Origin of the sequence: Saccharopolyspora antimicrobica, assembly GCF_003635025.1 — a bacterium.
GTDB classification, from domain to species: domain Bacteria; phylum Actinomycetota; class Actinomycetes; order Mycobacteriales; family Pseudonocardiaceae; genus Saccharopolyspora; species Saccharopolyspora antimicrobica.
The window spans coordinates 2,999,373-3,024,444 of record NZ_RBXX01000002.1 but is presented as its reverse complement, the minus strand read 5'-3'; the positions used below and the strand labels follow the sequence as shown (position 1 = coordinate 3,024,444).

At 71.7% G+C, this 25,072-nt stretch carries 26 protein-coding genes; 13 read left to right on the top strand and 13 right to left on the bottom strand.

Annotation, left to right across the window (positions count from 1 at the left end; genetic code table 11):
• The first annotated feature begins 35 nt into the window (after positions 1 to 35).
• Together ATL45_RS14790 and ATL45_RS14785 are read left to right on the top strand one after the other, a co-directional pair.
• On the top strand, positions 36 to 1,595 hold the full coding sequence (locus tag ATL45_RS14790; protein ID WP_093159154.1) for an ABC transporter transmembrane domain-containing protein: 1,560 nt from the start codon (positions 36 to 38) through the stop codon (positions 1,593 to 1,595).
• The gene (locus ATL45_RS14785; protein WP_170210243.1) at positions 1,592 to 3,325 is read left to right on the top strand and encodes an ABC transporter ATP-binding protein; all 1,734 of its coding nucleotides are present in this window, start codon (positions 1,592 to 1,594) and stop codon (positions 3,323 to 3,325) included. Before ATL45_RS14790 ends, ATL45_RS14785 begins: the two co-directional genes overlap by 4 nt.
• On the opposite strand, the gene ATL45_RS14780 is transcribed toward ATL45_RS14785, so the two are convergent.
• From ATL45_RS14780 to ATL45_RS14770, 3 genes are all read right to left on the bottom strand, one after another.
• Positions 3,313 to 3,897, bottom strand: a complete 585-nt coding sequence (locus ATL45_RS14780) for a TetR/AcrR family transcriptional regulator (RefSeq protein WP_093159152.1) — start codon at positions 3,895 to 3,897, stop codon at positions 3,313 to 3,315. The two genes, ATL45_RS14785 and ATL45_RS14780, sit on opposite strands and share 13 nt — an antisense overlap.
• Before the next feature lie 110 nt (positions 3,898 to 4,007).
• Complete coding sequence (locus tag ATL45_RS14775) at positions 4,008 to 4,652, bottom strand: hypothetical protein (RefSeq protein ID WP_093159149.1); 645 nt, start codon at positions 4,650 to 4,652, stop codon at positions 4,008 to 4,010.
• 14 nt (positions 4,653 to 4,666) lie between these two features.
• Positions 4,667 to 5,182 carry a SigE family RNA polymerase sigma factor gene (locus tag ATL45_RS14770; protein ID WP_093159147.1) on the bottom strand — a complete coding sequence of 172 codons (516 nt, stop codon included), beginning with the start codon at positions 5,180 to 5,182 and terminating at the stop codon, positions 4,667 to 4,669.
• A gap of 168 nt (positions 5,183 to 5,350) precedes the next feature.
• Here ATL45_RS14770 and ATL45_RS14765 point away from each other — a divergent pair, with 168 nt between their 5' ends.
• Positions 5,351 to 6,367 (top strand): threonine aldolase family protein, encoded by a 1,017-nt coding sequence (locus ATL45_RS14765; RefSeq protein WP_093159144.1) that lies wholly within the window; start codon positions 5,351 to 5,353, stop codon positions 6,365 to 6,367.
• A gap of 16 nt (positions 6,368 to 6,383) precedes the next feature.
• Positions 6,384 to 6,977: an HAD family hydrolase gene (locus ATL45_RS14760; RefSeq protein ID WP_170210242.1), complete on the top strand. Its 594-nt coding sequence runs from the start codon at positions 6,384 to 6,386 to the stop codon at positions 6,975 to 6,977.
• Between the two features lie 83 nt (positions 6,978 to 7,060).
• Here ATL45_RS14760 and ATL45_RS38855 read toward each other — a convergent pair whose 3' ends face one another.
• From ATL45_RS38855 to purD, 5 genes are all read right to left on the bottom strand, one after another.
• On the bottom strand, positions 7,061 to 7,225 hold the full coding sequence (locus ATL45_RS38855; RefSeq protein WP_170210241.1) for a hypothetical protein: 165 nt from the start codon (positions 7,223 to 7,225) through the stop codon (positions 7,061 to 7,063).
• Positions 7,226 to 7,343: 118 nt separating this feature from the next.
• Positions 7,344 to 8,510 carry an aminotransferase class I/II-fold pyridoxal phosphate-dependent enzyme gene (locus tag ATL45_RS14755; RefSeq protein ID WP_093159139.1) on the bottom strand — a complete coding sequence of 389 codons (1,167 nt, stop codon included), beginning with the start codon at positions 8,508 to 8,510 and terminating at the stop codon, positions 7,344 to 7,346.
• 46 nt (positions 8,511 to 8,556) lie between these two features.
• A complete protein-coding gene (locus tag ATL45_RS14750) occupies positions 8,557 to 9,726 on the bottom strand; it encodes a WXG100 family type VII secretion target (RefSeq protein WP_093159137.1) in 1,170 nt (389 codons plus the stop codon).
• A 14-nt stretch (positions 9,727 to 9,740) separates the two neighbouring features.
• Positions 9,741 to 10,040, bottom strand: a complete 300-nt coding sequence (locus ATL45_RS14745; protein WP_093159134.1) for a hypothetical protein — start codon at positions 10,038 to 10,040, stop codon at positions 9,741 to 9,743.
• 353 nt (positions 10,041 to 10,393) lie between these two features.
• Positions 10,394 to 11,656 carry a phosphoribosylamine--glycine ligase gene (gene purD / locus ATL45_RS14740; protein WP_093159132.1) on the bottom strand — a complete coding sequence of 421 codons (1,263 nt, stop codon included), beginning with the start codon at positions 11,654 to 11,656 and terminating at the stop codon, positions 10,394 to 10,396.
• Positions 11,657 to 12,080: 424 nt separating this feature from the next.
• Between purD and ATL45_RS14735 the strand changes: the two genes are divergently transcribed.
• Together ATL45_RS14735 and ATL45_RS14730 are read left to right on the top strand one after the other, a co-directional pair.
• Positions 12,081 to 13,187: a glycerophosphodiester phosphodiesterase gene (locus ATL45_RS14735; RefSeq protein WP_093159283.1), complete on the top strand. Its 1,107-nt coding sequence runs from the start codon at positions 12,081 to 12,083 to the stop codon at positions 13,185 to 13,187.
• Positions 13,188 to 13,360: 173 nt separating this feature from the next.
• Positions 13,361 to 14,974, top strand: coding sequence for a Na+/H+ antiporter (locus ATL45_RS14730; RefSeq protein WP_093159129.1), 1,614 nt, complete (start codon positions 13,361 to 13,363; stop codon positions 14,972 to 14,974).
• 188 nt (positions 14,975 to 15,162) lie between these two features.
• On the opposite strand, the gene ATL45_RS14725 is transcribed toward ATL45_RS14730, so the two are convergent.
• Positions 15,163 to 16,449 (bottom strand): adenylosuccinate synthase, encoded by a 1,287-nt coding sequence (locus ATL45_RS14725; protein WP_093159127.1) that lies wholly within the window; start codon positions 16,447 to 16,449, stop codon positions 15,163 to 15,165.
• A 103-nt stretch (positions 16,450 to 16,552) separates the two neighbouring features.
• Between ATL45_RS14725 and ATL45_RS14720 the strand changes: the two genes are divergently transcribed.
• The 4 genes from ATL45_RS14720 (at position 16,553) to ATL45_RS14705 (ending at position 18,779) form a co-directional block, all read left to right on the top strand.
• Positions 16,553 to 17,254 (top strand): hypothetical protein, encoded by a 702-nt coding sequence (locus tag ATL45_RS14720; RefSeq protein WP_246025350.1) that lies wholly within the window; start codon positions 16,553 to 16,555, stop codon positions 17,252 to 17,254.
• A gap of 211 nt (positions 17,255 to 17,465) precedes the next feature.
• Positions 17,466 to 18,104, top strand: coding sequence for an HNH endonuclease family protein (locus ATL45_RS14715; RefSeq protein ID WP_093159122.1), 639 nt, complete (start codon positions 17,466 to 17,468; stop codon positions 18,102 to 18,104).
• Between the two features lie 114 nt (positions 18,105 to 18,218).
• Complete coding sequence (locus tag ATL45_RS14710; protein ID WP_246025349.1) at positions 18,219 to 18,524, top strand: winged helix-turn-helix domain-containing protein; 306 nt, start codon at positions 18,219 to 18,221, stop codon at positions 18,522 to 18,524.
• 12 nt (positions 18,525 to 18,536) lie between these two features.
• Positions 18,537 to 18,779, top strand: coding sequence for a hypothetical protein (locus ATL45_RS14705; protein ID WP_093159119.1), 243 nt, complete (start codon positions 18,537 to 18,539; stop codon positions 18,777 to 18,779).
• A 47-nt stretch (positions 18,780 to 18,826) separates the two neighbouring features.
• Here ATL45_RS14705 and ATL45_RS14700 read toward each other — a convergent pair whose 3' ends face one another.
• From ATL45_RS14700 to ATL45_RS14685, 4 genes are all read right to left on the bottom strand, one after another.
• Positions 18,827 to 19,927 (bottom strand): FUSC family protein, encoded by a 1,101-nt coding sequence (locus ATL45_RS14700; RefSeq protein ID WP_177242094.1) that lies wholly within the window; start codon positions 19,925 to 19,927, stop codon positions 18,827 to 18,829.
• Positions 19,928 to 20,069: 142 nt separating this feature from the next.
• Entirely contained in the window at positions 20,070 to 20,480 is a 411-nt protein-coding gene (locus tag ATL45_RS14695; protein WP_093159117.1) for a DUF3151 domain-containing protein, read from the bottom strand.
• Positions 20,481 to 20,550: 70 nt separating this feature from the next.
• Entirely contained in the window at positions 20,551 to 21,585 is a 1,035-nt protein-coding gene (fbaA, locus tag ATL45_RS14690; RefSeq protein WP_093159114.1) for a class II fructose-bisphosphate aldolase, read from the bottom strand.
• A gap of 374 nt (positions 21,586 to 21,959) precedes the next feature.
• A complete protein-coding gene (locus ATL45_RS14685; protein ID WP_093159112.1) occupies positions 21,960 to 22,238 on the bottom strand; it encodes a YciI family protein in 279 nt (92 codons plus the stop codon).
• Between the two features lie 91 nt (positions 22,239 to 22,329).
• Here ATL45_RS14685 and ATL45_RS14680 point away from each other — a divergent pair, with 91 nt between their 5' ends.
• The 3 genes from ATL45_RS14680 (at position 22,330) to nagA (ending at position 25,052) form a co-directional block, all read left to right on the top strand.
• Positions 22,330 to 22,899 (top strand): SigE family RNA polymerase sigma factor, encoded by a 570-nt coding sequence (locus tag ATL45_RS14680; RefSeq protein ID WP_093159109.1) that lies wholly within the window; start codon positions 22,330 to 22,332, stop codon positions 22,897 to 22,899.
• A gap of 87 nt (positions 22,900 to 22,986) precedes the next feature.
• Complete coding sequence (locus tag ATL45_RS14675) at positions 22,987 to 23,907, top strand: ROK family protein (protein WP_093159107.1); 921 nt, start codon at positions 22,987 to 22,989, stop codon at positions 23,905 to 23,907.
• Positions 23,904 to 25,052, top strand: a complete 1,149-nt coding sequence (gene nagA / locus ATL45_RS14670) for an N-acetylglucosamine-6-phosphate deacetylase (RefSeq protein ID WP_093159104.1) — start codon at positions 23,904 to 23,906, stop codon at positions 25,050 to 25,052. The genes ATL45_RS14675 and nagA overlap by 4 nt, the downstream gene beginning before the upstream one ends.
• Positions 25,053 to 25,072 lie beyond the last annotated feature (20 nt).

Here is a 25,072-nt window from a genome sequence, read left to right as displayed (position 1 = left end):
CATCGGAATTGCCGGGAGCTAACGTCGATCTGGCCATGGCTGCCGCAAGTTCCCTCCGCTTCCTGTGGTCCCTGCTCGCACAACGGCCCGGACTGCTGCTGACCGCTACCGCTGCGGGCTCGCTCTGGATGCTCCCGACGGCGCTGATGCCGCTGGCCATCGGCGCCGCGATCGACGACGGCATCCGCCTGCACGAGATCGGCACGCTGCTGGGCTGGGCGCTGGTCGTGCTCGGGCTCGGACTCGTGCAGATGATCGCCGCGGGTGCCCTGCAGTGGACGACGCACACTCTCTGGCTGCACGGCGCGGCGGGCTCGCAGCGCCTCGTGCTGGCGCACGTGACGCGGCTGGGCGGCGTGCTGACGCGCAAGGTCCGGGCCGGCGAGGTGGTCACGATCGGCGCCTCGGACATCTACCGCGTGGGCAACGTCTTCGAGGTGGTCGGGCGGGCGACCGGGGCGCTGGTGTCCTTCGCGGTGGCGGCGGTGCTGCTGTTGCTGATCTCCCCGCTCCTCGGCGCGGTGGTGCTCGTCGGCGTCCCGCTGGCGACGCTCGGCATCAGCCCGCTGCTGGGCCCGCTGCGCCGTCGCGAAGAGGTGCAGCGAGAGCAGTTGGGGCACGTCAGCGCCCAGGCGGCGGACATCGTCTCCGGGCTGCGGATCCTGCGCGGCGTCGGCGGCGAGCCCCGCTTCCACCGGCGGTTCACCACCGCCAGCCAGCGGGTGCGCGCCGCCGGGATCGAGGCCGGGCGGATCGAGTCCTGGCTGGTCGGCGCGGAGGTGCTGCTGACCGGCCTGGTGACGGTGCTGGTGACCTGGCTGGGCGCGCGGCTCGCGCTCGACGGCACGATCAGCGTCGGCGAGCTGGTCGCGTTCTACGGCGTCTCGGCGTTCCTGGTGATCCCGGTGCGCACGGCCTCCGAAGCCGCCTACACCTTCGTCGGCGGCATGGTCGCGGCGGGCCGCGCGCAGGGGCTGCTGCAGGTGCGGCCGGAGCCGCCCGCACCGGAGCACCCGCGAGCGCTACCGCCCGGACCGCTGGACCTGTTCGACGAGGCCACCGGGACGCGGATCGCCGCGGGCGAGCTGACCGTCATCGACGCCGGGGAGCGGGCCGAAGCCGTGGCCGAACGGCTGGCCTGGCAGTCGCACGCGGGCGGCGTGCCGCTGCGCGAGGTTGACCCGGACGAGGTCCGGCAGCGGATCCTGCTGGCGCACAACCAGGACCTGCTGTTCGCCGGCCCGGTCCGCACCGAGATCGACCTCGGCGCCGGGGTCGACCTGGACGCCGCGCTGGACACCGCGGACGCGCACGACGTGCTGGCCGCGCTGCCCGCCGACGGCGTGCTGGACGAGCGCGGCCGCTCGCTCTCCGGCGGGCAGCGGCAGCGGTTGCTGCTGGCCCGCGCGCTGTGCGCGGACGCCGACGTGCTGATCCTGGACGAGCCGACCTCCGCGGTCGACGCGCACACCGAGGCGCGGATCGTGGCACGGGTCAAGGAGTTCCGCGCCGGTCGCACCACGATCGTGCTCAGCCAGAGTCCACTCTGGACATCGGTGGCGGACCGGACGCTGGACATGGGGGCGGAGACGTGAAGCTGCCGTTGGCCGACGGGCGCACCGCCCGACGCTGGGCGTGGCAGACCCTCCGAGCGCACCGCGGCCGGCTGGCCGCGATGATGCTGCTGTTCGGCCTGGCCACCGTGGTCGGCCTGGTCGGACCGCAGATCCTCGGCAAGATCGTGGACGGAGTGGTCGCGGGCACCACGACCGAGCGCATCGACCTGCTGGCGGGCGCGTTCCTCGTGGTGCTCGTGGCGAACGCGCTGCTCCTGCGGGCCGCGCGGATGCGCGCGACGCTGCTCGGCGAGCACCTGCTGGCCGAGTCCCGCGAAGGCGTGGTCGGGCACGCGCTGCGCCTCCCGCTGGGCACCGTCGAATCCGCGGGCACCGGCGACCTGCTCAGCCGCGCGACCACCGACGTCGACCGGCTGGACTTCGCCATCCGCAACGCCGCGCCGGAGATCACCACCGCGCTGATCACCGTGCTGCTGACCGGCACCGCGATGGTCCTCACCTCACCGCTGCTGGCCTGCGGAATGCTCATCGCCGTGCCGCTGATGGTGTTCAGCACCCGGTGGTACTACCCGCGCTCCCTGCCGACGCTGCGCCGGGTCATGGCCGGTTGGGCGGACGTCCAGTCGAGCACGCACGAGTCCGTCGAGGGCGCGCGCACCGTCGCCGCGCTGCGCCTGGGCGGGCGCCGCATCGCGCGCAATGAGCAGGCGCTCGACAGCGCGGTGACGGCCGAGTACCGGCACCGCGGTCTGCTGACCGTCTGGCTGCCCTGCCTGGAGCTGTCGTACGTGCTGCCGATCGGTGCGATCCTGCTGATCGGCGGCTGGGCCTACTGGGGCGGATCGGTGGAGATCGGCACGGTCATCACCGTCGTGCTCTACGCCCAGGCGATGTCGAACCCGTTCGACGAGCTGTTCCGGCGGCTGGAGGAGCTGCAGACCGGGTACACCGCCCTGCAGCGGATCCTCGGCGTCAACCAGGTGCCGACCGCCGCCGCCGAGCGGCAGGAGCTCGACGGATCGCGCGACCTGGTCGTCCGCGACGCCCGCTTCTCCTACCGCGAGGACCGCGAGGTGCTGCACGGCATCGACCTGACCGTGCCCGCCGGGCAGCGGCTGGTCGTGGTCGGCCCGTCCGGCGCGGGCAAGTCCACGCTGGGCCGGTTGATCGCGGGCATCAGCCGCCCCAGCTCCGGTTCGGTCGCCTTCGGCCGCACCGAGATCGCCGACCTGCCGCCCGAGCAGCTGCGCGGCGAGGTGGTGCTGCTGACCCAGGAGCAGCACATCTTCGCCTGCTCGCTCCGCGACAACCTGGCGCTGCCGGACCAGGACTTCACCGACGGCCAGCTGACCGACGCGCTGAAGGCGGTCGGGCTGCAGGAGTGGTTGCGGAGCCTGCCGGACGGGCTGGACACCGTGCTCGGCGCCGGCGGCCACCCCGTTCCCGCCTCGCGGGCCCAGCAGCTCGCGCTGGCCAGGGTGCTGCTGGCCGACCCGCACACGGTGGTCCTGGACGAGGCGACCTCGCTGCTGGACAACGCCACGTCGCGGGAGCTCGAACAGGCGCTGGCCACGCTGCTGGACGGCCGGACGGTGATCGCCATCGCGCACCGGCTGCACAGCGCGCGCAACGCCGACCGGGTGGCGGTGATGTCGGACGGGCGCATCGTGGAGCTGGGCAGCCACGACGAGCTGCTCACAGCCGGCGGCTCCTACGCCGAGCTCTACCGGGTGGCTCAGCCGAGCTGAGAGCGCAGCATCCGGCGGGCCGCGCCGCGCGGATCGGGGTTGCTCTCGATCAGCGCGTTGACCACGGTGCCGTCGACCAGCGCGATCAGTTCGAGCAGCCGCTCCCGGCCGACCTCCACACCGCTGCGGGCGAAGATCTCGGCCAGCAGCTCGTGCAGCTCGGCGCCGAGCTCGCGCATCAGCGGCGCGAGGTAGGGGCGGCGGGGCGAGCCGACGAGCCGCTCGTAGCGCAGCAGCACCGCCTCCGCGCCGCCGTCGCGCGAGTCCCGGCCCAGCAGCATGTCCAGCAGCAGTTCGATCACCGCGTCCGTGCTGCGCGGCTGGTCGGCGAGCTCCTCCAGCCGGGCGCGGCCCGCTGCCAGCTCCTGCCGCGACTCGTGCTCCACCGCGGCGCCGATCAGGTCGTCGAGCGAGGAGAAGTAGTAGGTGGTGGAGGCCAGCGGCAGTCCGGCGCGCTCGGCGACCGCGCGGTGCCGGACGGCCTCGAAACCGCCCTCGACGAGCAGTTCCGCGGCGGCCACCACCAACGCCTGCCGCCGCCGCTCGCCCTTCGGAGTACTGGCCGCTGTCATGCCTGCCGATCCTAAGAGCCTGTTGGTGGCCGGTCTGCACACGTGCTCACTTGGCGGAACCTGAGTGCTTCCCCGGACTGCGGGTGCCCCTCCTGATGTGCTCCGCGTGGTCAGAACTGGCCCGCGATGCCTCCGGCGATCGAGGGCAGCCGGGTCCGGTAGGGCGCCGCCGGGGAACCCTCGTCCGGGTCGCTGCGCACGACGACCAGCTTGCCGCTGCGCGCCTGCCGCACGGACTGCTCGGTGCCGTCGGGATGCCGCGTGTCGCCCGTCTTCGACTGCTCCGGCGGCACCGTGCCCGCCGGGCTCACGATCACCGTCACGCTGCCCGCCGCGGGCCCCTCGCGCAGCACGAAGGACGCCACCTTCGCCCCGGACGGGCAGTCCGGGGCCGCCACCGGCGCCGTCGACGCGGCTTCCGGCAGCTCCTTGGTCACCGCCGCGGCCACCTGCGCGTCCGGCCCGCAGCGACCACCGCGGTCGGTCAGGATGCCCGGCCCGTCCTCGCTGCGCGGCGAGGCCGTCGAGACCTCGGGCTGCGCGTGCTGGCTGGTGACGTTCGACTCCGGTGGCATGACCAGGACGACTCCGCCCGCGAGCACGGCGGCGACCGCCACCGTCCCCCCGAGCGCCGTCATCCGGCGTCGAGCGGTGATCCGCCGCGACGCCCGCGCCACGTCGTGCTCGTCGAACGACGCCGGAGGAACGGACTGCACCGAATCACGAAACAGCTCTTCGAGCTTGCGCTCGTCCACTTACCCGCACCTCCTCACGCCGACCGCAGATCACCGAGCTGATCGCCCAGCGCCTCGCGCAACGCCGCGAGACCCCGGGCGGACTGGCTCTTGACGTTGCCCTCGCTGCACCGCATGACCGCCGCGACGCCCGCGACGTCCAGCCCCTCCAGGAACCGCAGCACCAGCACCGCGCGCTGCTTCGGCGGCACCTTCTGCAGCCCCGCGAGCAGGGTCTGCTTGGTCGCCACCGAGTCGTCCACGTCCGGGCTGTCCACCGGGCGGTCCGGCAGCACCTCCGCGGCCCGCTCCCGCCGCCACGGGCGCCGGGACTCGTCGATCACCGCCCGCGTCAGGATCCGGCGCACGTAGGCGTCCAGCGCGCCCTTGTCGCGCACCTTCCGCCAGTGCCGGTGCAGGGAGATGAACGCGGTCTGGGCGAGGTCGTCCGCGCGGTGCCAGTCACCGCACATCATGTACGCCATCCGACGCACCGCCTCCCGCCGAGCCGCGAAGTACTCCGCGAACTCCTGCTCCTCGCGCTGGTCCACGCGGAACTCTCCGCTCGTCAAGTGCTTGCACGTCCAGGACGGGATCCCCGCCTCCAACCGTTGCACGCGCCGGAGCGGCAATCCACCCCGTGATTGATACCGCAATCCCCGCAGCGGGCCGCGACGGGCTGTTGCCCTCACCCGGGTCCGGTGTGATGTGATCCGTTCGTGACCAAGCTGGCACCGATCGACCTCCGCTCCGACACGGTCACGCGTCCCGACGCCCAGATGTCCGCGGCCATGGCGGCCGCCGAAGTCGGCGACGACGTGCTCGACCACGACCCGACGATGCGCGCCCTCGAGGAACGCGTCGCCCAACTGCTCGGCACCGCCGCCGCCCTCTGGGTGCCGAGCGGGTCGATGGGCAACCTGATCTCGCTGATGCTGCACCTGCAGCGCGGCGACCGCTTTCTCTCGCCGCGCGGTGCGCACGTGCTGGCCTACGAGTTCGGCTCCGCCGCCTGGCTCGCCGGCGGCATGCCGCAACCGCTGGAGTGGAACGCCGGGCCCGGCCGGCCGACGCCGGAGACGGTGCGCGCGCACGGCGAATCCAGCTACGACACCCTGCGCACGACGCTGCTGTGCCTGGAGAACACGCACAACAGCGCTGGTGGCGCGGTGACGCCGCCGCACGAGCACGCGCAGCTGGCGGCCGCCGCCCGCGAGCGCGGCCTGCGCATCCACCTCGACGGCGCCCGGATCTGGAACGCCGCCGTCGCCCTCGGGCTGCCGCCCGCGGCGCTGACCGTCGGCGCGGACAGCGTGCAGGCGTGCCTGAGCAAGGGGCTCGGTGCCCCGGTCGGGTCCGTCATCGCAGGTGGTGCGGACTTCATCGGCGAGGCGCGCCGGGTGCGGCGGATGCTCGGCGGCGGCGTCCGGCAGGGCGGTGTGCTGGCCGCGGCCGGGCTCGTCGCGCTGGACCGCATCGACGCGCTGGCCACCGACCACGACAACGCGCGGCTGCTCGCCGAGGGCCTGGCCGAGCACGGCTGGTCGGTCACCACGCCGCAGACCAACATCGTGCTGGCGGCGGTGCCGGACGTGGGCCTCGCCCTGGAACGCTTGACGGCGATCGGCGTGCGGGCGGTTTCGATGAGCGGCCAGATCCGGTTCGTCACGCATCGCGACGTCACCAAGGCCGACATCGGGGAAGCGCTGCGCCGGATCAAGGAAGCCGGGCTCTGACCAGGAGGTGCACGTGGTGCGTTGGGTCGTTTTCGACTACGGCGAGGTGATCAGCAGGCGGACCGCGGCGCTGCCCGGGATCGCGGCGCTGCTCGACGCCGATCCCGAGGAGTTCGAGGCGGCGTACTTCGCCGAGCGCAAGGCCTACGACTGGGGCTGCCCGGACCTGGACTACTGGCGATCAGTGGCCGCGCGGCTGGGCCGGCAGGTGGACGCCGACCTGTCCGAGCGACTGACCAGCGCCGACGTCGAAGGCTGGCTGGAGACCGACCCGGACTCGCGCAGGCTGCTCGACGACCTGCACGAACAGGGCGTCGCGCTGGCCCTGCTCTCCAACGCCCCGGCGTCGTTCGGACGCGCGGTGGAAGGCACGGATTGGGCGCGGCTGTTCAAGCACCTGGTGTTCTCCGGCGACCTGAAGCTCGCGAAACCGGACGCCCGGATCTACCGCGCCCTGCTGGAGACCCTCGCCGCCGAACCGGCGGACTGCCTGTTCTTCGACGACCGCCAGGAGAACGTCGACGCGGCCCGCGAAGCAGGCCTGGGCGCGGAGCTCTGGTCCGGCGCCGAAGCCGCCCGCCCACTACTCCAAGCCCACCTGACCAGGTGATTCTCGCGATGAAGGGCGCCTTTCGCCGATCAAGCCGGTGAAAGGCGCCCTTCACCCACCACTCCACAGGTGGAGCGGGAGAGCTAGGACTTGATCTTCTTGCGGTCGCGGGCCCAGCCGACCGCGGCGGTCGCGACGAACAGGACGCCGCCGATCACCGCGAGCCAGAACAGGCCCTTGATGACGACCCCCGCGACCGAGATCACCAGCCACAGGACCAGCAGTCCGCCGATCACCTTCCACAACATCGCACGCACCTCAGCTCGACCGCAGCAACTCGTAATCCCCAGCCTGCCAGATCCGATGCCCGATTAGTCCCACCCGAGCCGCACACCCGGGAAATCTCAGGGCTCCCCCGACCCCGGGTCAGCGGGTGGCGGGCAACCAGGACTTCAGGCGGTCGAGGGCTTCCGCGATGTCCTCGGTGCTGCCCGCGAAGGACATCCGCACGTAGCGGTTGCCCAGCTCCGGGTCGAAGTCCGCGCCGGGCACCACCGCCACCCCGGTCTCGTCCAGCAGGCGGCGGCAGAACGCCGTGGTGTCGTCGGTGAGGTCCCCGATGTCGGCCCAGGCGTAGAACGCGCCGTCGGCCGGCGCCACCCGCGTGATGCCGAGCGATTCCAGCCCGCCGAGCAGCAGCTCGCGGTTCTGCCGGTAGCGCTCGACGTGCCCGGCGGCCTCCCGGAGGGCGTCCGGGGAGAAGGCCTCGATCGCGGCGTGCTGGGACAGCGCGGGCGGGCAGAGGGTGAAGTTGCCGGTCAGGGAGTCGACCGCGCGCCGCAGCCGCGGCGGCACCAGCATCCAGCCCAGCCGCCAGCCGGTCATCGACCAGAACTTGGAGAAGGAGTTCACCACGATCGCCTCGCGGGAGAACTCCCACGCCGAGTGCAGCGGGTCGCCGTAGCTGAGCCCGTGGTAGATCTCGTCGCTGATCAGCTGCACGCCGTTGGCCTCGCACCACTCCGCGAGTTCGGCCAGCTCGGCGCCGGAGAGCACCGTGCCGGTCGGGTTCGCCGGGCTCGCCACGATCAGCCCGTCCACCGGCCGGTCGAGCTCCGCCAGCATCGCGACGGTGGGCTGGAAGCGCGTCGTCGCGTCGCACGGCAGCTCCACGACCTCGCAGCCCAGCGCGGACAGGATGTTCCGGTACGCCGGATATCCCGGGCGGGCCAGCGCGACCCGGTCCCCGGCGTCGAAGGCGGCGAGGAACGCGAGCAGGAACGCACCGGACGCGCCGGTGGTCACGACCACGTCGTCGGCCCGCACCGGCAGCTCGCCGTAGTGCCCGGCGATGGCTTCCCGCAGCGCGCGCAGACCGAGCTGCTCGGTGTAGCCGAGCGAGTCGCGTTCGAGGGCAGCGGCGGCGGCTTCGCGGACGGCGCGCGGCGCGGGCGTGGACGGCTGGCCCGCCGCCAGCGACACCACGTCGCCCTTCGCCCGCTGCCGCTCCGCTGCGGCGGTCAGCACCTCCATGACCTGGAAAGGAGCCACATCGGCGCGCTGCGCGACGCCCAGAACAGCAGGATCGACCATGCGTTCAGCCTGTCAAACGCGGTGCGCTCCGGGAACCCCCGCCGGATCAGTAGCCCTGGTAGCCGCCGCCCTGGGCCATGGACTTCAGACCGGGGTGCCCGTCGAAGCCGCCGTAGCGGTCGAAGGTGTAGCGGACGCCCGCGATGATGTTGTCCACCGGGTTCCAGATGTCGTCGTGACCCGCCAGCTTGTAGGCCTGGAAGGTCGGGTCGATGCACTGCATCAGGCCCTTCGACGGGGTGCCCTTGGCCGCGTTCGAGTCCCAGTCGTTGATCGCGTTCGGGTTGCCGCCCGACTCCTTCTGGATGATCGTCCAGATCTCGTCGATGTTGTCCTCGGTGACCGGGATGCCGTTGGCCTGCAGGATCTTGATCGCTTCCCGGATCCACTCCTGCACGTTCCCGGGCGGCGGGCCGGCGGGCGGACCACCGCTGGGCCCGAGGCCACCGCCGCCACCACCGGATTCGCCACCACCGGAGCCGCCGCCCGAGCCCGAACCCCCGGAGCCGGAACCACCGGAGCCGCCTGAGGACTCACCGGCGGGCGGCGCGGACTGCGGATTCGTCGCCGAGGACATCGTCATCTCCCAGTCGGCCTTCCGGCCCTCGGCGGGCGTGAACGGCTGCTCGCCGGCCTTCGGCAGCGCGGAGAACACGTCGTCGAGCCCGGCCGCGGCGCTGCGCAGCTCACCCAGCGCAGCGCTGAGCCCGGCGTTCGCCTCGGCGATCTTGCCCTCGGCCTCCGCGGCGTGCGCCTGCATGGCCTTCGCGATGGTCTCGTCGCGCCGCTTCGCCGCCTCCTCCTCGGCGGCGTCGTCGGCGATCTCCTTCTCGTACGCCTGCTCGGCGCGGCGCGCGTCGGCCAGCGCCCGCTCGCCGATCGAGTTGACCTCGTCCTTCGCCACCTGCACCGCTTGGGCCGCGCGGTCGAGCACGTCGGCGGAGCTCTGCAGCGCCTCGCGCGCCTCGCCGAACCCGTCGTTGATCTTGCCCATGTAGCCGACGAAGGCGTCCGCGGAACCGCCTTCCCACGCGCCGTCGAGGGCGTTCACCGTCTGCACCAGGGCGTTGCCGTGGTCATCGGCCTGCCCGGCCGCGTCGCGCCAGCGCGCACCGATCGCGCGGATGTCCTCCGGCCTGCTGTTCTCGATCCTGCGCAGCTGCTCGGCGAGCTTCCCACCGCCGGGCTTGCCCGCCACTTCTCCCGAAATCCCCATCAGAATCCCCAGTTTCAGCGGAATGATTCGGCGTTGGCCTGGTCGATCTCGTCGACGCTGCGCCGCACCGCGTCGAGCGCGCCGCTGGCGCTGCGCAGCAGCTGCTCGGCGGCGTCGAACTGCTTCTTGCCCGCGGCGTCCAGCGCGGTGATCGCGGCGGCGAGATCACCGGCGGCGTCCAGCTCGCCGAAGATCGCGGCGTCGACGTGCTGCCCCTCGAAACCGTCACCGACGGCGCCGACCGGCCCCGCCTTGCCGTCCAGCTCGGCCCGGCAGTCCTCCAGCGCCGACAAGTTGTAGCCAGCCTGCGTCACGACCCCTCCTCCGCCCGGTTCCCCGAGCCCTTCATCCTGGTCCGTGGCCGCAGGCGCGGCGATCAACAGGCCGCGGCTCGAAGGTGCCGCATGCGCCGCAGGCGCATAGCCCACCCTCGCAGCTCGCACCGCCGCGGGTTCTCAGCGTTCGCCTGGCGAGGACAGCCCGAGCGCCGTGTATCGGACATACATAAGTCCGGGATCCCGGAGTCCAGGCGGGCGCTGAGGTTCCGCCACCGGCACCGCCACGCGAACCAGCCACTGGAACACTCACTCCAAGAACACCAGAAAAAACCGCCCGGTGGCGGGGTTTCCCCTGCCACCGGGCGGTTTTCGCCGGAATGTCCGATCGATCAGTCAGTCGGAACGGTGATCTCGCCGCGCACGGCGCGCAGCGCGATGTCGGTGCGGTAGTGCGAACCGGGCAGGTGCACGCCGCTGACGCGCTGGTAGGCCGCTTCGCGCGCCGCCGCCAGGTCCTCGCCGGTGGCGACGACCGACAGCACGCGGCCGCCCGCCGAGAGCACCGCGCCGTCCTCGCGGCGCCGGGTGCCGGAGTGCAGCACGCCCTGCCCGTCGCTGCCCTGGATCACGTCGTCCACGCGCGGCCGCCCCGGGTAGCCCTCCGCGGCCACCACGACGGTCACCGCGGCGCCGGACTCCCACTCCAGCGGCGGCTGCTCGGCGAGCGTGCCGTTGGCCACCGCGTTGAACAGCGAGGCCAGCGGCGTGTTCAGCAGCGCCAGCACCGCCTGGGTCTCCGGGTCGCCGAAGCGGCAGTTGAACTCGATCACCTGCGGGCCGCTGGAGGTCAGCGCGAGACCGGCGTAGAGCAGGCCGGAGAACGGGGTGCCGCGGCGCGCGAGCTCGTCCACGGTCGGCTGCACGATGGTGCGCACGACCTCGTCGACCAGGCCCTCCGGCGCCCACGGCAGCGGCGCGTAGGCGCCCATGCCACCGGTGTTGGGGCCCGCGTCGTCGTCACCGACGCGCTTGAAGTCCTGCGCGGGCAGCAGCGGCACCACCGCGGTGCCGTCGACCAGGCAGAACAGCGAGGCCTCCGGGCCGTCCAGGAAGGACTCCAGCAGCACCGGGTGACCGCCGTCGAGCAGCTTGAGCGCGTGCGCCCGCGCCGCGTCGAAGTCGCTGGTCACCAGCACGCCCTTGCCCGCGGCCAGACCGTCGTCCTTGACCACCCAGGTCGGCCCGAAGTGGGTCAGCGCGGCGTCCAGCTTGGCGGGGTTGTCCACCACCTCGCTGTGCGCGGTCGGCACCCCGGCGGCGAGCATGACGTCCTTGGCGAAGGCCTTCGAGCCCTCGATGCGGGCCGCCGCCCGGGACGGGCCGAAGCAGGCGATGCCCGCCGCGCGGACCGCGTCGGACGCACCCGCGACCAGCGGCGTTTCCGGGCCGAACACGACCAGGTCGGCCTGCCACTCGGTGGCCAGCTTGACCACGTCGGCGGGCTTAGCGACGTCGACGCCGTAGTTCTCGGCCAGCGCAGCGGTGCCGGCGTTGCCGGGCGCGCAGGCCAGCGCGGTGACGGAGGGATCGCGGGACAGGGCCAGGGCGATCGCGTGCTCCCGGCCGCCACCACCGATCACGAGGATTCGCACGAACCGCAGCGTAGAGCGTGCGACAGGCCACGCCGGACCTGCCCCCGCCAATAGGCCTAGTGGTGGTTGCGTTGCTCGGGTGGTCGCTTGGCGGAACCTGACTGCTTCCCTGGACTGCGGGTGCCTCTCCTGATGTATGGCCACTACACGGCGGAGAGGCCGTCCTCGCCCAGAGAGCCACCCAGTGGCGGGCCACCGTACCCGCCGGTGGTCGACCTGCGTGCGTGCTCAAAGCGGCTGCCGCCGCTTCACAAGCGCGGACGGCTACGCCGACAGCGTCCCCGGTGGCCCAACCCGGCGTTCACCTGCCGGTCGACCGGACGTCGCACCGGCTTGCGCGAATGGTCGATTGCGGCGGTCAGTGTTTTGCCCGAATGTGCAGCGTTGATCGACGCGCTGCGGAACACGGGAGGGCACATTGACGATTCGGGTACGCCTGACGGCGCTGTCCGTCGCGGGCGCGGCGGCGCTCGGGCTGGTCACCGCGCCCGCGATCGCCGCACCGAACCCGCAGGCCGACGCCGAACTGGTGTCGGTCTTCGGCCACCGGGGGGCCTCGGGATACCGCCCGGAGCACACGCTGGCCTCCTACGAGCTGGCCGCCCGGATGGGCGCCGACTTCATCGAGCCGGACCTGGTGCCGACGAAGGACGGCGTGCTGGTCGCGCGGCACGAGAACGAGATCGGCGGCACCACCGACGTGGCCGACCGCCCCGAGTTCGCCGAGCGCAAGGCCACCAAGGTCATCGACGGCGAGACGCTGACCGGCTGGTTCACCGAGGACTTCACGCTGGCCGAGCTCAAGACGCTGCGCGCCAAGGAGCGCATCCCGGAGGTGCGGCCGAACAACACCATCTACGACGGCCGCTACGAGGTGCCGACGTTCCAGGAGGTCCTGGACCTGCGCGCCCGGCTGTCCCGCGAGCTGAAGCGGGACATCGGCGTCGCGCCGGAGACCAAGCACCCGAGCTACTTCGCCTCGATCGGGCTGCCGCTGGAGCCCGGCGTGGTGCGGGCGCTGACCCGCAACGGGCTGAACCGGCCGAACGCCAAGGTCGCGGTGCAGTCCTTCGAGGTGGCCAACCTCAAGGAGCTGAACAAGTCGCTGAAGGTCGACCTGGTGCAGCTGATCAGCAACAGCGGCGCCCCGCAGGACTTCGTCGAGTCCGGTGACCCGCGCACCTACGCCGACCTGGTCGCGCCGGAGGGTCTGAAGGAGATCGCCGGTTACGCCGACGTCATCGGGCCGGACACCAAGGTGATCCTGCCGGTGAAGGAAGACGGGTACCTGGCCGAGCCGACGCCGGTGGTGGCCGACGCGCACGAGGCCGGCCTGGAGGTCGTGCCCTACACCGTGCGGGCGGAGAACAACTTCCTGCCGAAGGACTTCCGCTCCTCGGAGGACCCGGCCGCTTACGGCGACGTCTTCGGCTTCCTCCGCGCGCTGCTGGAGACCGGCATCGACGGGATCTTCGCCGACCACCCGGACATCGCCGTGGTCGCCCGCGACGACTTCGCCGCGGGCCGCTGACAGCGGTTCCGTTTCCGCTGTTCAGGCCCCGTGAGTGCTTTGTGGCGCTATGGCACCACAAAGCACTCACGGGCCATCACCTGCCGAAACGTCCGCTCGGCCGGAACGTCGGTGCCGAGCGGTTCGGTTCGGGTGCCGCCTAACCTGTCCATGGTGGACGGAGGTGGCATCCGGTGGTTCAACTGCTGCTCGTGCTGATCGGCGCACTGCTCGTCACCGCGCTGGCGCGCAGCCGCGAGATCGCGGCTCCGCTGCTGCTCGTGCTGGTCGGGCTGCTGGTGTCGCTGATCCCCGGCACCTCCGAGCTGAACATCAACCCGGAGCTGCTGCTCACCGTCGTGCTCCCGCCGCTGCTCTACGCCGCGGCGCTGGAGAGCTCCTACACGAACTTCCGGGCCCAGATCCGAAAGATCGCGCACCACGGCGTGCTGCAGGTGATCGCCACCTCGTTCGTGATCGGCTGGCTCGCCTACGCGCTCATCCCCGAGCTGCCGCTGACCTCGGCGATCGTGCTCGGCGCGGTGATCGCCCCGCCGGACGCGGTGACCGCCTCCGCGATCGGCCGCCAGCTCAAGCTGCCGCGCGGCGTCATGACGATCCTCGGCGGCGAGAGCCTGATCAACGACGCCGCCGCGCTGACGATCTACCGGATGGCGATCGCCGCCGTCGTCGGGGCCACGCCCACCCTCTCGCACGGCGTGCTGGTGTTCGTGCTGGCCGTGGTGTTCGGCGTCGGGCTGGGACTGGTGTTCGGCGTGCTCGCGCAGGCCGCGCGCACCCGCATCCCGGACGTGCAGGTCGCGACGGTCCTGGGTGTGCTGGTGCCGTTCATCGCCTACCTCACGGCCGAGGAGCTGTACGGCTCCGGCGTGCTCGCGGTGGTCACCGCCGGGCTCTACGTCGGCCACAACCAGCCGCGCGCCCGCGCCGCGGGCCGCCTGCAGGAGCACACCGTCTGGGCCTCGATCAACCTGCTGCTGGAGAGCCTGGTGTTCGCCTACATCGGGCTGCAGCTGAAGACGGTGGTCGACGCGCTGATCGCCTCCGGGCGCGACATCAGCTCGCTGCTGCTGGCCACGCTGGCGATCTTCGCCGCGACGGTCGGCTTCCGGGTCCTGTGGATGTTCAGCTCGAACTACCTGCCCGGCCTGTCGCACCTGCTGAGCCCGGGCCACCGGCCCGGCGGCCGGTGGCGGCGCACGGCGGTGATCTCGTGGGCGGGGATGCGCGGTGTGGTCACCCTCGCCGCGGCCGGTGCGATCCCGTTCACCACCAGCGCCGGCGAGCCGTTCCCGGCGCGGGACCTGATCCAGTTCGTCGCGTCGGTGATCACGGTCGCCACCATCCTGGTGCAGGGCACCACGCTGCCCTGGCTGATCCGCAAGCTCGACGTCATCGACCCGGCCGAGGCGGCCCGCGACGACCACGAGGAAGCCGAGGCGCGGGTGACGGCGACCAACGCGGCCCTCCGCTACCTGGACGGCCTCGCGCCGGCGGATCTGCACACCGACCCGGAGCGCTTCGACCGCATCATCACCCGGATGAAGGCCCTGGTGGAGCACCAGGGCATGGCCGCGGCCGAGCAGGTCGGCCGGACGCCCGCCGAGCGGGAGGACACCAGCAGCCGGGGCTTCTCCGACCTGCGCCGCGACCTCCTGGAGGTGCAGCGCTCGGCGATGGCCGACGAGCGCGACGCGGGCAACCTCGACGACGAGGTCCTCCGCCGGGTCCTCCGCGAACTCGACCTCCAAGAAGCGGCCCTCGACAGCTCCTGGCGCAACCGCTGACGCAATTTCAATGGAAATCAGATCTTCGATTTCAATGGAAATTGCGTCCCCTGCGGCGCGTCGGACCCCGACACGCCGCAGGATGTCCAATTTCAATGGAAATCGGACGTCCGATTTCCATTGAAATCGCGACCACACCGCCCCGACCAGGGGGGATCCTGACCGGAATCGGGATCCCCCTGGGCGGTTCAGGCCATCGTGTGGCGGACGATCGTCTGGTCGCGGCCGGGGCCGACGCCGATCGCCGAGACGCGGGAGCCCGAGAGCTCCTCGATGCGCTCGACGTAGGCGCGGGCGTTGGCCGGGAGGTCCTCGAAGCTGCGCGCCCCGCTGATGTCCTCCCACCAGCCCGGCATCTCCTCGTACACCGGAACCGCGTGGTGCACGCCGGTCTGCGTCATCGGCATCTCGGTGACCCGCTCGCCGTCGACGTCGTAGGCCACGCAGACCGGGATGGTCTCCAGACCGGACAGCACGTCCAGCTTGGTCAGGAAGTAGTCGGTGATGCCGTTGACCCGGGTCGCGTAGCGCGCGATCACCGCGTCGAACCAGCCGGTGCGCCGCGAGCGGCCGGTGGTGACGCCGAACTCCCCGCCCTGCTTGCGCAGGTTCTCGCCCGCCTCGTCGGTGAGCTCGGTCGGGAACGGACCGGCGCCGACGCGGGTGGTGTAGGCCTTGAGGATGCCGATCACCGCGCCGATCTTCGTCGGCCCGATGCCGGAGCCGGCGCAGGCGCCGCCGGAGGTCGGGTTCGACGAGGTCACGAACGGGTAGGTGCCGTGGTCGACGTCGAGCAGGGTGCCCTGCGAGCCCTCCAGCAGCACCGTCTCGTCGCGCTCCAGGGCCTGGTTGATCAGCAGCTTGGTGTCGGCGATCCGGTGCGCGAACTTCTCGCCCTGCGCCAGCACGGTGTCGACGACCTCGTCGACGTCCATCGCGCGGCGGTTGTACACCTTGACCAGGATCTGGTTCTTCACGTCGAGGGCTGCCTCGACCTTCTGCCGGAGGATCTTCTCGTCCAGCAGGTCCTGCGCGCGGACCCCGACGCGAGCGATCTTGTCCTGGTAGCAGGGCCCGATGCCGCGACCGGTGGTGCCGATCTGCTTCTTGCCGAGGTACCGCTCGGTGACCCGGTCGATGGCCACGTGGTAGGGCATGATCAGGTGCGCGTCGGCGGAGAGCAGCAGGCGCGAGGTGTCCACGCCGCGCTCCTCCAGCCCGGCCAGCTCCTCGAGCAGCACGCCGGGGTCGACCACGACACCGTTGCCGATCACGTTGGTCACCCCCGGGGTCAGGATCCCGGACGGGATGAGGTGCAGCGCGAAGTCCTGCCCGTCGGGCAGCACCACGGTGTGACCCGCGTTGTTGCCGCCCTGGTAGCGGACGACCCACTGGGCCTGCTCGCCGAGCAGGTCGGTCGCCTTACCCTTGCCTTCGTCGCCCCACTGGGCGCCGATCAGCACGATCGCCGGCATGTGAAACTCCAACCTGGACTGGGTGGTAGCCAGCGTGACCGCACGCTTCGCCCGCTCCCACCACGGGGTATGCCGGTCGATCAGGGTAAACCAGGAGCGAAACGTGAGTACGACCGCATTGTCCTGCGGAAACGTCGACCGCGCAGCGCGTCCGTCCGGTGACGGTGTGCGATGGTTCGACCTGCCGGTCACGCCGACCCGCCAGGACCTGGATCCGCTGCTCGCCGAGACCTCGGAACGGCTGGTGGTGCACGGCACCGACGCCGACTTCGCCTCGGTCGTGCTCCGGCTGCTCCGGAAGAACCGATTGGGTGACCTGGTGGTGGGCTACGTGCCGGTCACCGACTCCCCGGCCGCGCGGCTGTGGGGGCTGCGGGCCGGCGACTTCGAGCGCGCTCTGACCGCCGCGCCGCGCCCGTCCGCGCTGATCCGCGACGATTCGGGCGGCGTGCTGCTCGGCGCCGGGACGATCGAGCCGATCACCGGGCAGGTGTACTGCGACGACGAGCAGGTGCTCAACGGCAGCGCGCTGGAGATCACCATCTCGCCGGATCCGGAGGCCGAGCCGCTGCCTGAGTCCACCTCGGACCCGATGAACGCGATGCTCGACCCCGCGACGGACGGGCTGCTGGTGACCACGGTGCGCCGCGGCTTGCTGCGTCGCCGCAGCGAAGTGACGCGGGGGCGCGCGGTGCAGGCTTCGTTCCGCTCGGCGACGGTCGTCCACGACGGCATGAAGCACCCGCGCCCGGCGGAGAAGTGGGTTTGGTACCGGCACACCGAGGACCTGCGGTTCGCTCGGTGATGACGGGTGAAATGTCTGGGAAATCACTGAGATCACCCGTTCGGGGAGCAGCTACCGGAACCAGGTCGGTGCGAAATTCACCAGAAGGTGACACGATCGGTGGCGATTTCACGCCAAGTCACCCGCTGGCCACGCACTGGCATTGATCCGGCCACCTGCGTGGGCAATGGTCGAAATCCGACAACGGCGAGACGCCCACGCGGAGGAAGCCATGACAGGCCACCGAACGTTGCGCGCGACCCTGACCGCCCTGCCGCTCGCGGCCGCTCTGGGACTCGGCCTGGCCGCGCCGGCCGGCGCCGAGCCGCCGGGCATCCCGGACCCGGCGACCGCCAAGACCCAGCTCGGCGAGCTCAAGGTCGCTCCCGAGGGCTCGATGGACGGCTACAGCCGGGAGAAGTTCCCGCACTGGATCGACGGACCGGACAACTGCAACACCCGCGAGGCGGTGCTCAAGCGGGACGGCAAGGACGTGCAGGTCGGCTCGGACTGCTACCCGACCTCCGGCAGCTGGTACAGCCCGTACGACGGCGACACCTGGACCCAGCCGTCCGATGTGGACATCGACCACGTGGTGCCGCTGGCCGCCGCGTGGCGCTCCGGCGCGGCGGACTGGACGCAGGAGAAGCGCCAGCAGTTCGCCAACGACCTGGAGGGCCCGCAGCTGATCGCGGTCACCGACAACGTCAACCAGACCAAGGGCGACCAGACGCCGGACCAGTGGATGCCGCCGCTGGCGGACTACCACTGCGAGTACGCCTCGATGTGGATCGGCAGCAAGCACAAGTACGAGCTGACCATCACCGATGCGGAGAAGTCGGCGCTGCAGAAGGCACTCGACGGCTGCTGAGCCGGGTCGGCGGCGCCCGCTCGCCCGGCGGGCGCCGCTTGACACACCGGCGAGCGGTTGCGAGATTGCGGGGATGAGCAAGATCGAGATCGCCGCGCCCGAAGGCCGTCCGAAGTGAGCCGGCCGGAGCATCCCCGGCACCTGCTGGACCGCGAGATCCACTCCCCGGTCCGTCTCTCGATCATGGCCTTGCTGGTCACCGCCGAGCAGGTCGAGTTCCGGCGCGTCCGCGACACCGTCGAGGTCAGCGATTCCGCCCTGTCCAAGCACATCTCCACGCTGGAATCCGTCGGTTACGTCGAGGTGCGCAAGGGCAACGTCGACGGCCGTCCGCGCACCTGGCTGAGCGCCACGCCGCTGGGCCGCAGCGCCTACGAGTCGCACCTCGCGGCGCTCGACGCGATCATCGGGAGGCCGTGAGAGGAGAGGGCCATGCCGGAACTGCGCTCGTCCATCGCCGCGCCACCGGGTGGGGTGATGACCGACGAGGTCGGCGTCATCACCGGTGCGCTGGAGCTGGCCACGACGTGCGTCGACGGTGCGGTGGAGGTGTGGATCCGCTACGCCGGTGCCGAGGAGTGGTACCGGATCTCGGCGGCGGACTGCCACCTGCACGACCCGCGCGACCACGAAGCCCTGCACACCGCCCTGGCAGCAGTCCTCAACCGGCCCTAGGGCTTGTCTGACGAGCGGCTTCGCCGCTTCAAAGACAAAGACCGGCCCTAGTCCTTGGCCTCGGGGTACAGCGGCGGGAGGGCTGCTGTGGCCTCGGTGCGGCTCAGCCCGGTCGCCTGCAGCAGGTCGACCGCGATCGAGCGGACCTGCATGACGACCACCTGCATCGAGAAGTCGCCCTCCCCGAGCAGTTCCACAGTGGACTTCTTCGCCACCGAGCGGGCCGCCTCGCGGGTCTGCAGCGGGTCGACACCGCTGGCGAGCTCGTCGCGCAGCAGCACCACCGCGCCCGCCAGCTCCTCCAGCAGGGCCGGCAGCGGACGCGGCACGGGCTCGCCGTCGCGCAGCGCGGCCAGCGCGCGACGCGCCAGCACACGGGTGTTGCGCAGCGCCCGGTCGATGGGCGTCGACGCGGTCTCGTAGCGTTCGAGATCGCCGCGCCGCCGCCACCGGATCGGCGCGAACTTGGCGATCTCCTGCCCGGCCTCCAGCGCGGTGCGGAACTCCTCGACGGACTTCTGGCTCTTGCGGGCGTCCGCGAGCACGTCGCCGGCCATCTCGGGATCCTGCCGCGCCACCGCCCAGGCGACGCCGCGCAGCGCATCGGCCAGCGCACCGAGCACCAGCCGCCCGTTGCGGTGCGCCACGGCGAGCGGGTTGGCGGGCAGCAGCGCCGCGACCACGAACCCGACCAGGCCGCCGATCGCCGCGTCGAGCATGCGGGTCAGCCCGCCCGCGGTCGCCGGCGGCAGCAGGGTCGCCACCAGCACCGATGACGAAGCGGCCTGCAGCACGATGACGACTCCGCTGTCCAGCAGCACCGCCGTGCTCATGGCCAGCGCGACGACGAGCGCGATCTGCCAGGTGCCGGTGCCGATGAACGAGATCAGCACGTCGCCGACGCCGATCCCGATGCTCACGCCGACGACCAGCTCCAGCGCGCGCCGCATCCGCTGGCCCAGCGAGACACCGAGCGAGATGACCGCCGCGATCGGCGCGAAGAACGGCTGCGGGTGCCCGAAGAGGTGCCGCGCCAGGAACCACGCGAGCCCGGCGGCGACGGCGCACTGCACGATGGGCACGCCGGTGCGCATCAGCCGGCGCAGTCGCCGGGTAACTTCCTCGCGCAGTCTGTGCACACCGGACATTGTCCGTCAGATCGCCCGGCGATCCGAGCGCCAGGGCAGTGATCCTCGACGGACTCCGCAGCTCACGGTGCCGCCACCCGGGGCTGCGTCGATTTCGTGCGAAATCGACGTTCACCCGGGTGACGACGTCCCGAACGGGGGATCAGGCCAGGCCGGTGGCTTCGAGGGAGGCCGGATCGCTGTCGGCGAGCAGCTGGCGGCAGCGGTCGAACTCCTCGTCCTCGCCGATCGACTGCGCGGCCTTCGCCAGCGCCGCGATGGAGCGCAGGACGCCCTGGTTCGGCTGGTGGCGCCACGGCACCGGGCCGAAGCCCTTCCAGCCCGCGCGGCGCAGCGCGTCGAGCCCGCGGTGGTAGCCGGTGCGGGCGTAGGCGTAGGCGGCGATGTTCTGGCCGGACTCCAGCGCGCCCTCGGCGAGCGCGGCCCAAGCAGCGCTGAAGGCCGGGTGGTGCGCGGCGACCACGGTCGGGTCGGTGCCCGCGTCGAGCTCGGACTGCGCCTCCGGGCTCTCCGGCAGCAGCGTCTCCGGCGGTTCCAACAGGTTCCTCGTCATGGCCCAATCCTGTCAGGTGCGACGACGGCCCGTCCGCACCTGGCGGACGGGCCGTCGAACGAGCTGCGTGTCAGCCGGCGAGCATGCGGCCCGCGGACTTGAGGTTCTCGCAGGCGTGCGCCACTCGGGCCGCCATCGCCTGCTCCGCCACCTTGAGGTAGCTGCGCGGGTCGTAGGTCTTCTTGTTGCCGACCTCGCCGTCGATCTTGAGGACCCCGTCGTAGTTCTTGAACATGTGGTCCGCGATCGGGCGGGTGAAGGCGTACTGGGTGTCGGTGTCGATGTTCATCTTCACCACGCCGTAGGAGACCGCCTCGTGGATCTCCTCCAGCAGCGAGCCCGAGCCGCCGTGGAAGACCAGGTCGAACGGCTTGGAACCGGCCGCCAGGCCCAGCTTCTCGGACACCACGTCCTGGCCCTGCTTGAGGATCTCCGGGCGCAGCTTGACGTTGCCCGGCTTGTAGACGCCGTGCACGTTGCCGAAGGTGGCGGCCAGCAGGTAGCGGCCCTTCTCGCCGCTGCCGAGGGCGTCCACGGTCTTCTCGTAGTCGCCGGGCGCGGTGTAGAGCTTCTCGTTGATGTCGTTGGCGACGCCGTCCTCCTCGCCGCCGACGACGCCGACCTCCAGCTCCAGGATGATCTTGGCCTTGTGGGCGGCCGCCAGCAGGTCCTGGGCGATCTCCAGGTTCTCGTCGAGGTCGATCGCCGAGCCGTCCCACATGTGCGACTGGAACAGCGGGTTCTCGCCGCGGTCGACGCGCTCCTGGCTGATCTGGATCAGCGGCCGGACGAAGCCGTCCAGCTTGTCCTTCGGGCAGTGGTCGGTGTGCAGGGCGATGTTCACCGGGTACTTCGCGGCGACGACGTGCGCGAACTCGGCCAGCGCGGTGGCGCCGGTGACCATGTCCTTGACCTTGGTGCCGGAAGCGAACTCGGCGCCGCCGGTCGAGAACTGGATGATGCCGTCGCTCTCGGCCTCCGCGAACCCGCGCAGCGCCGCGTTGAGCGTCTCCGACGAGGTCACGTTGATGGCCGGGTAGGCGAATTCGCCAGCCTTCGCCCGGTCCAGCATCTCCGCGTAGACCTCGGGGGTCGCGATGGGCATCGGTCGTCCTCCTCGCATGGAGTTCAGTCTTGGTGACGGAGAGTTGCGCAGCATCCTACGAGCCGCGGCAGGCCACCAGCGGGCCGTTCCGGCTCGGCGCCACACTTTCGCGTCACAGTGCCCGAGCCGGGCCGGTTTTGAAAGCCGGTGACAGGATTCAGAACCGGACGAATCCTGTGTACATCCTCACACGCTGCGGTTTCATCCCTCGAAGCGGTCACCGTTTTTGATCTTGAAAGCGGTGCGGCACCCCCGCGGGCTCTCGGCGCTCGCCCGGCGAGGACAGCCCGTTCGCCGCGTATCGCACGCGCGAGAACGGGCTCCCGCAATCAGGTGAACTTCCGCCACGCGGGCCGAGTTCGCCGGACGAACCCTTACAGCCAGGCGCCGATGAGGACGTCCCACTCCCGGACGCTGGTCCGCGCGATCACTCCTGCCTCGGTGTACGGGTCGGCGTCGAGGACCGCCCGCAGCTCGTCCCGGTCGGCCACCTCGTAGACGATCTGCGCGCCCGCGCCGTCGGTGAACGGGCCACCGGCCAGCAGCACTCCGCGGTCCGCGAGCTCGCGGCAGTAGTCGCGGTGCGCCGGGCGGACCTGCAAGCGGCGTTCCTGGTCCTCGCCGTAGACCAAATCGACCACGAACCTGGCCATGCCGAACCTCCGTCTTCTCCGATCACGATCGATGCGCACGCTACCCGGCCGGGCCACACCGACCGGGGGACAACCGGTAGCTTGTCCGATCATGGCCGGTGATTCACGCGGAGTCGAACGGAGCGTCGAGCAGACCCTCGGTCACCTGCGCACATTGGACGGCGCAGCGGCCGACGAGTCAGCTCCGCTGACCCTGGAAGACCTCTACCGCCAGCAGCGCATGCGGATGGTGCGGCTGGCGATCCTGCTGGTCGACGATCCGGCCACCGCCGAGGACGTGGTGCAGGAGGCCTTCACCGGCCTGTACCGCAACTGGTCCGGCCTGCGCGACGCGCGGGCGGCGATCGGCTACCTGCGGACCGCGGTGGTCAACGGCAGCCGCTCGGTGCTGCGCCGCCGCAAGACGGCCCGCGAGTACCAGCCGCCGCACCAGGCCGACGCCCGTTCGGCGGAGTCGCTGGCGATGCTGACGGCCGAGCACCAGGCGGTGGTGGCGTCGCTGGCGAAACTCCCGCGGCGGCAGCGCGAGGTCCTCGTCCTGCGTTACTACGGCAACCTGTCCGAAGCGGAGATCGCCGAGGCCACCGGGGTTTCGCGGGGCACGGTGAAGTCCACCGCGAGCCGCGCGCTGGACGCGCTGCAGAAGCTGATGGGCAGTTGAGGCCCGGGAAGTCCGCGAAAACCTTCCGCGAACAACACACCCGTTTGGTGTAGACCAATAGGCGTCCGGTAGCGGAGGATCGTCGGCGTGACCGCAAACGCCATCGCCGTCGACGTCGGCGGAACCGAGATGAAGGCCGCGCTGGTCGCCGTCGACCGGCACCGCGCGGAGCCGTTGCGCTGGCTGAGACGCCCGACCCCGCGCGGAGCCGACGGCGCGGCGACCGCGGAGCTGGTGGTGGCCGCCGTGGCGGAGCTGGTGACCGAGCTGCGCGTGGGCGCGTCGGCGGACGCCGTCGGCGTCGTCGTGCCGGGCGCGGTCGACGAGGACCGCGGCATCGGCGTCTACTCGGCCAACCTCGGCTGGAGCGACGTACCACTGCGCGACATGCTCGCCGAGCGCATCGACCTGCCGGTGAGCCTGGGCCACGACGTGCGCGCGGGCGGCCTCGCCGAAGCCCGCCTGGGCGCCGCGCGCGGCATGCGCGACGTCGTGGTGCTGCCGATCGGCACCGGCATCGCCGCGGCGCTGCTGTTCGACGGGAAGCTCCACTCCGGCGGTGGGTTCGCGGGCGAGCTCGGGCACGTCGACATCGGCCACGGCGAGGCCTGCGGCTGCGGGCGCACCGGCTGCGTCGAAGCGCTGGCGTCCTCCGCGGCCGTGGCACGCCGCTACCAGGAGCGCACCGGCGTGGAGCGCAGCAGCGCGGAAGTGGCGTCGGCCGTGCGCGCGGGCGACCCGGACGCGCAAGCTGTGTGGCAGGAAGCGGTGGATGCACTGGCCAAGGGCCTGCTGGTGCTGATCACCATCGCCGCACCCGAGTGCATCGTGCTCGGCGGCGGCTTCGCGCAGGCCGGCGACCTGCTCACCGAGCCGCTGCGCGACCGGCTCGACGGCATGCTGGCGGCGTACCACCGCCGCCCGCGCTTGGAACTGGCCGAACTCGGCGACACCGCGGGCTGCCTCGGGGCAGCGCTGCTGGCGACGGAAGGGTTGAGAACAAAGTGAACGCTCCCGAACTGATCCTCGCCGGTGGGCAGGTCGTCACCCCGGAAGGCGTGCTGGACCAGGGCTGGGTCCGGATCTCCGGCGGGAAGATCGCCGAGGTCGGCACCGGACCGACCGCTGCGGGCGAGGTCGTGGATCTGCGCGGGCAGTGGCTGGTGCCCGGTTTCGTGGACATCCACTGCCACGGCGGTGGCGGCGGCTCGTTCACCAGCATCGAGGTCGACCAGGCGCGGGCCGCGATCGCCGCGCACCGGCTGCACGGCACCACGACGATGCTGGCCAGCCTGGTCTCCGCCCCGCTGCCCGATCTCACCAAGCAGATCAGCGCGCTCAGCGACCTGGTGGTGGACGGCGAGCTGGCGGGCATCCACCTGGAGGGCCCGTTCCTGTCCTCGGCGCGCTGCGGCGCGCACGACCCGGCGATCCTGCGGGCCCCGGAGGCCTCCGCCGTCCAGCAGGTGCTGGACGCGGGCCGCGGGACGGTCCGGATGGTCACCCTGGCGCCGGAGCTGCCGAACGGTGTCGAGGCAGTCCGCCAGCTGGTCGACCACGGGGTGATCGCCGCCGTCGGGCACACCGACGCGGTGCTCTCGCAGGTGGTGCCCGCGGTGGAGGCCGGCGCGACGGTGGCCACCCACCTGTTCAACGCGATGCGCCCGCTGCACCACCGCGAACCGGGCCCGATCGGGGTGCTGCTGGAGGACGAGCGGGTTACCGTCGAGCTGATCTGCGACCTGGTGCACCTGCACCCGGCGATCGTGCAGCTGGCGGCCTCGCACGCGGGCACCGGGCGAACGGTGCTGGTCACCGACGCCATCAGCGCCACCGACGCCGGGGACGGCACCTACGAGCTGGGCAAGCTCCCGGTGACCGTGGCCAACGGGGAGGCGCGGCTGGCGGACGGCTCGCTGGCGGGCAGCACGCTGACCATGGACGTGGCGTTCCGCAACCTGGTCGAGTCCGGCGGGCAGAGCGTCCCGGCGGCGGTGGCGGCTTCGTCGACCAAGCCGGCCCAGCTGCTCGGCCTCGACGACCGCATCGGCTCGATCCGCCCCGGCCTCGCGGCCGACCTGGCGGTCCTGGACACCGACCTGCGGCTCACCGGAGTCCTCAAGGACGGCGCCTGGGCCGTCGACCCGCGCTGACCCTCCGGCGTGTCGAGTCC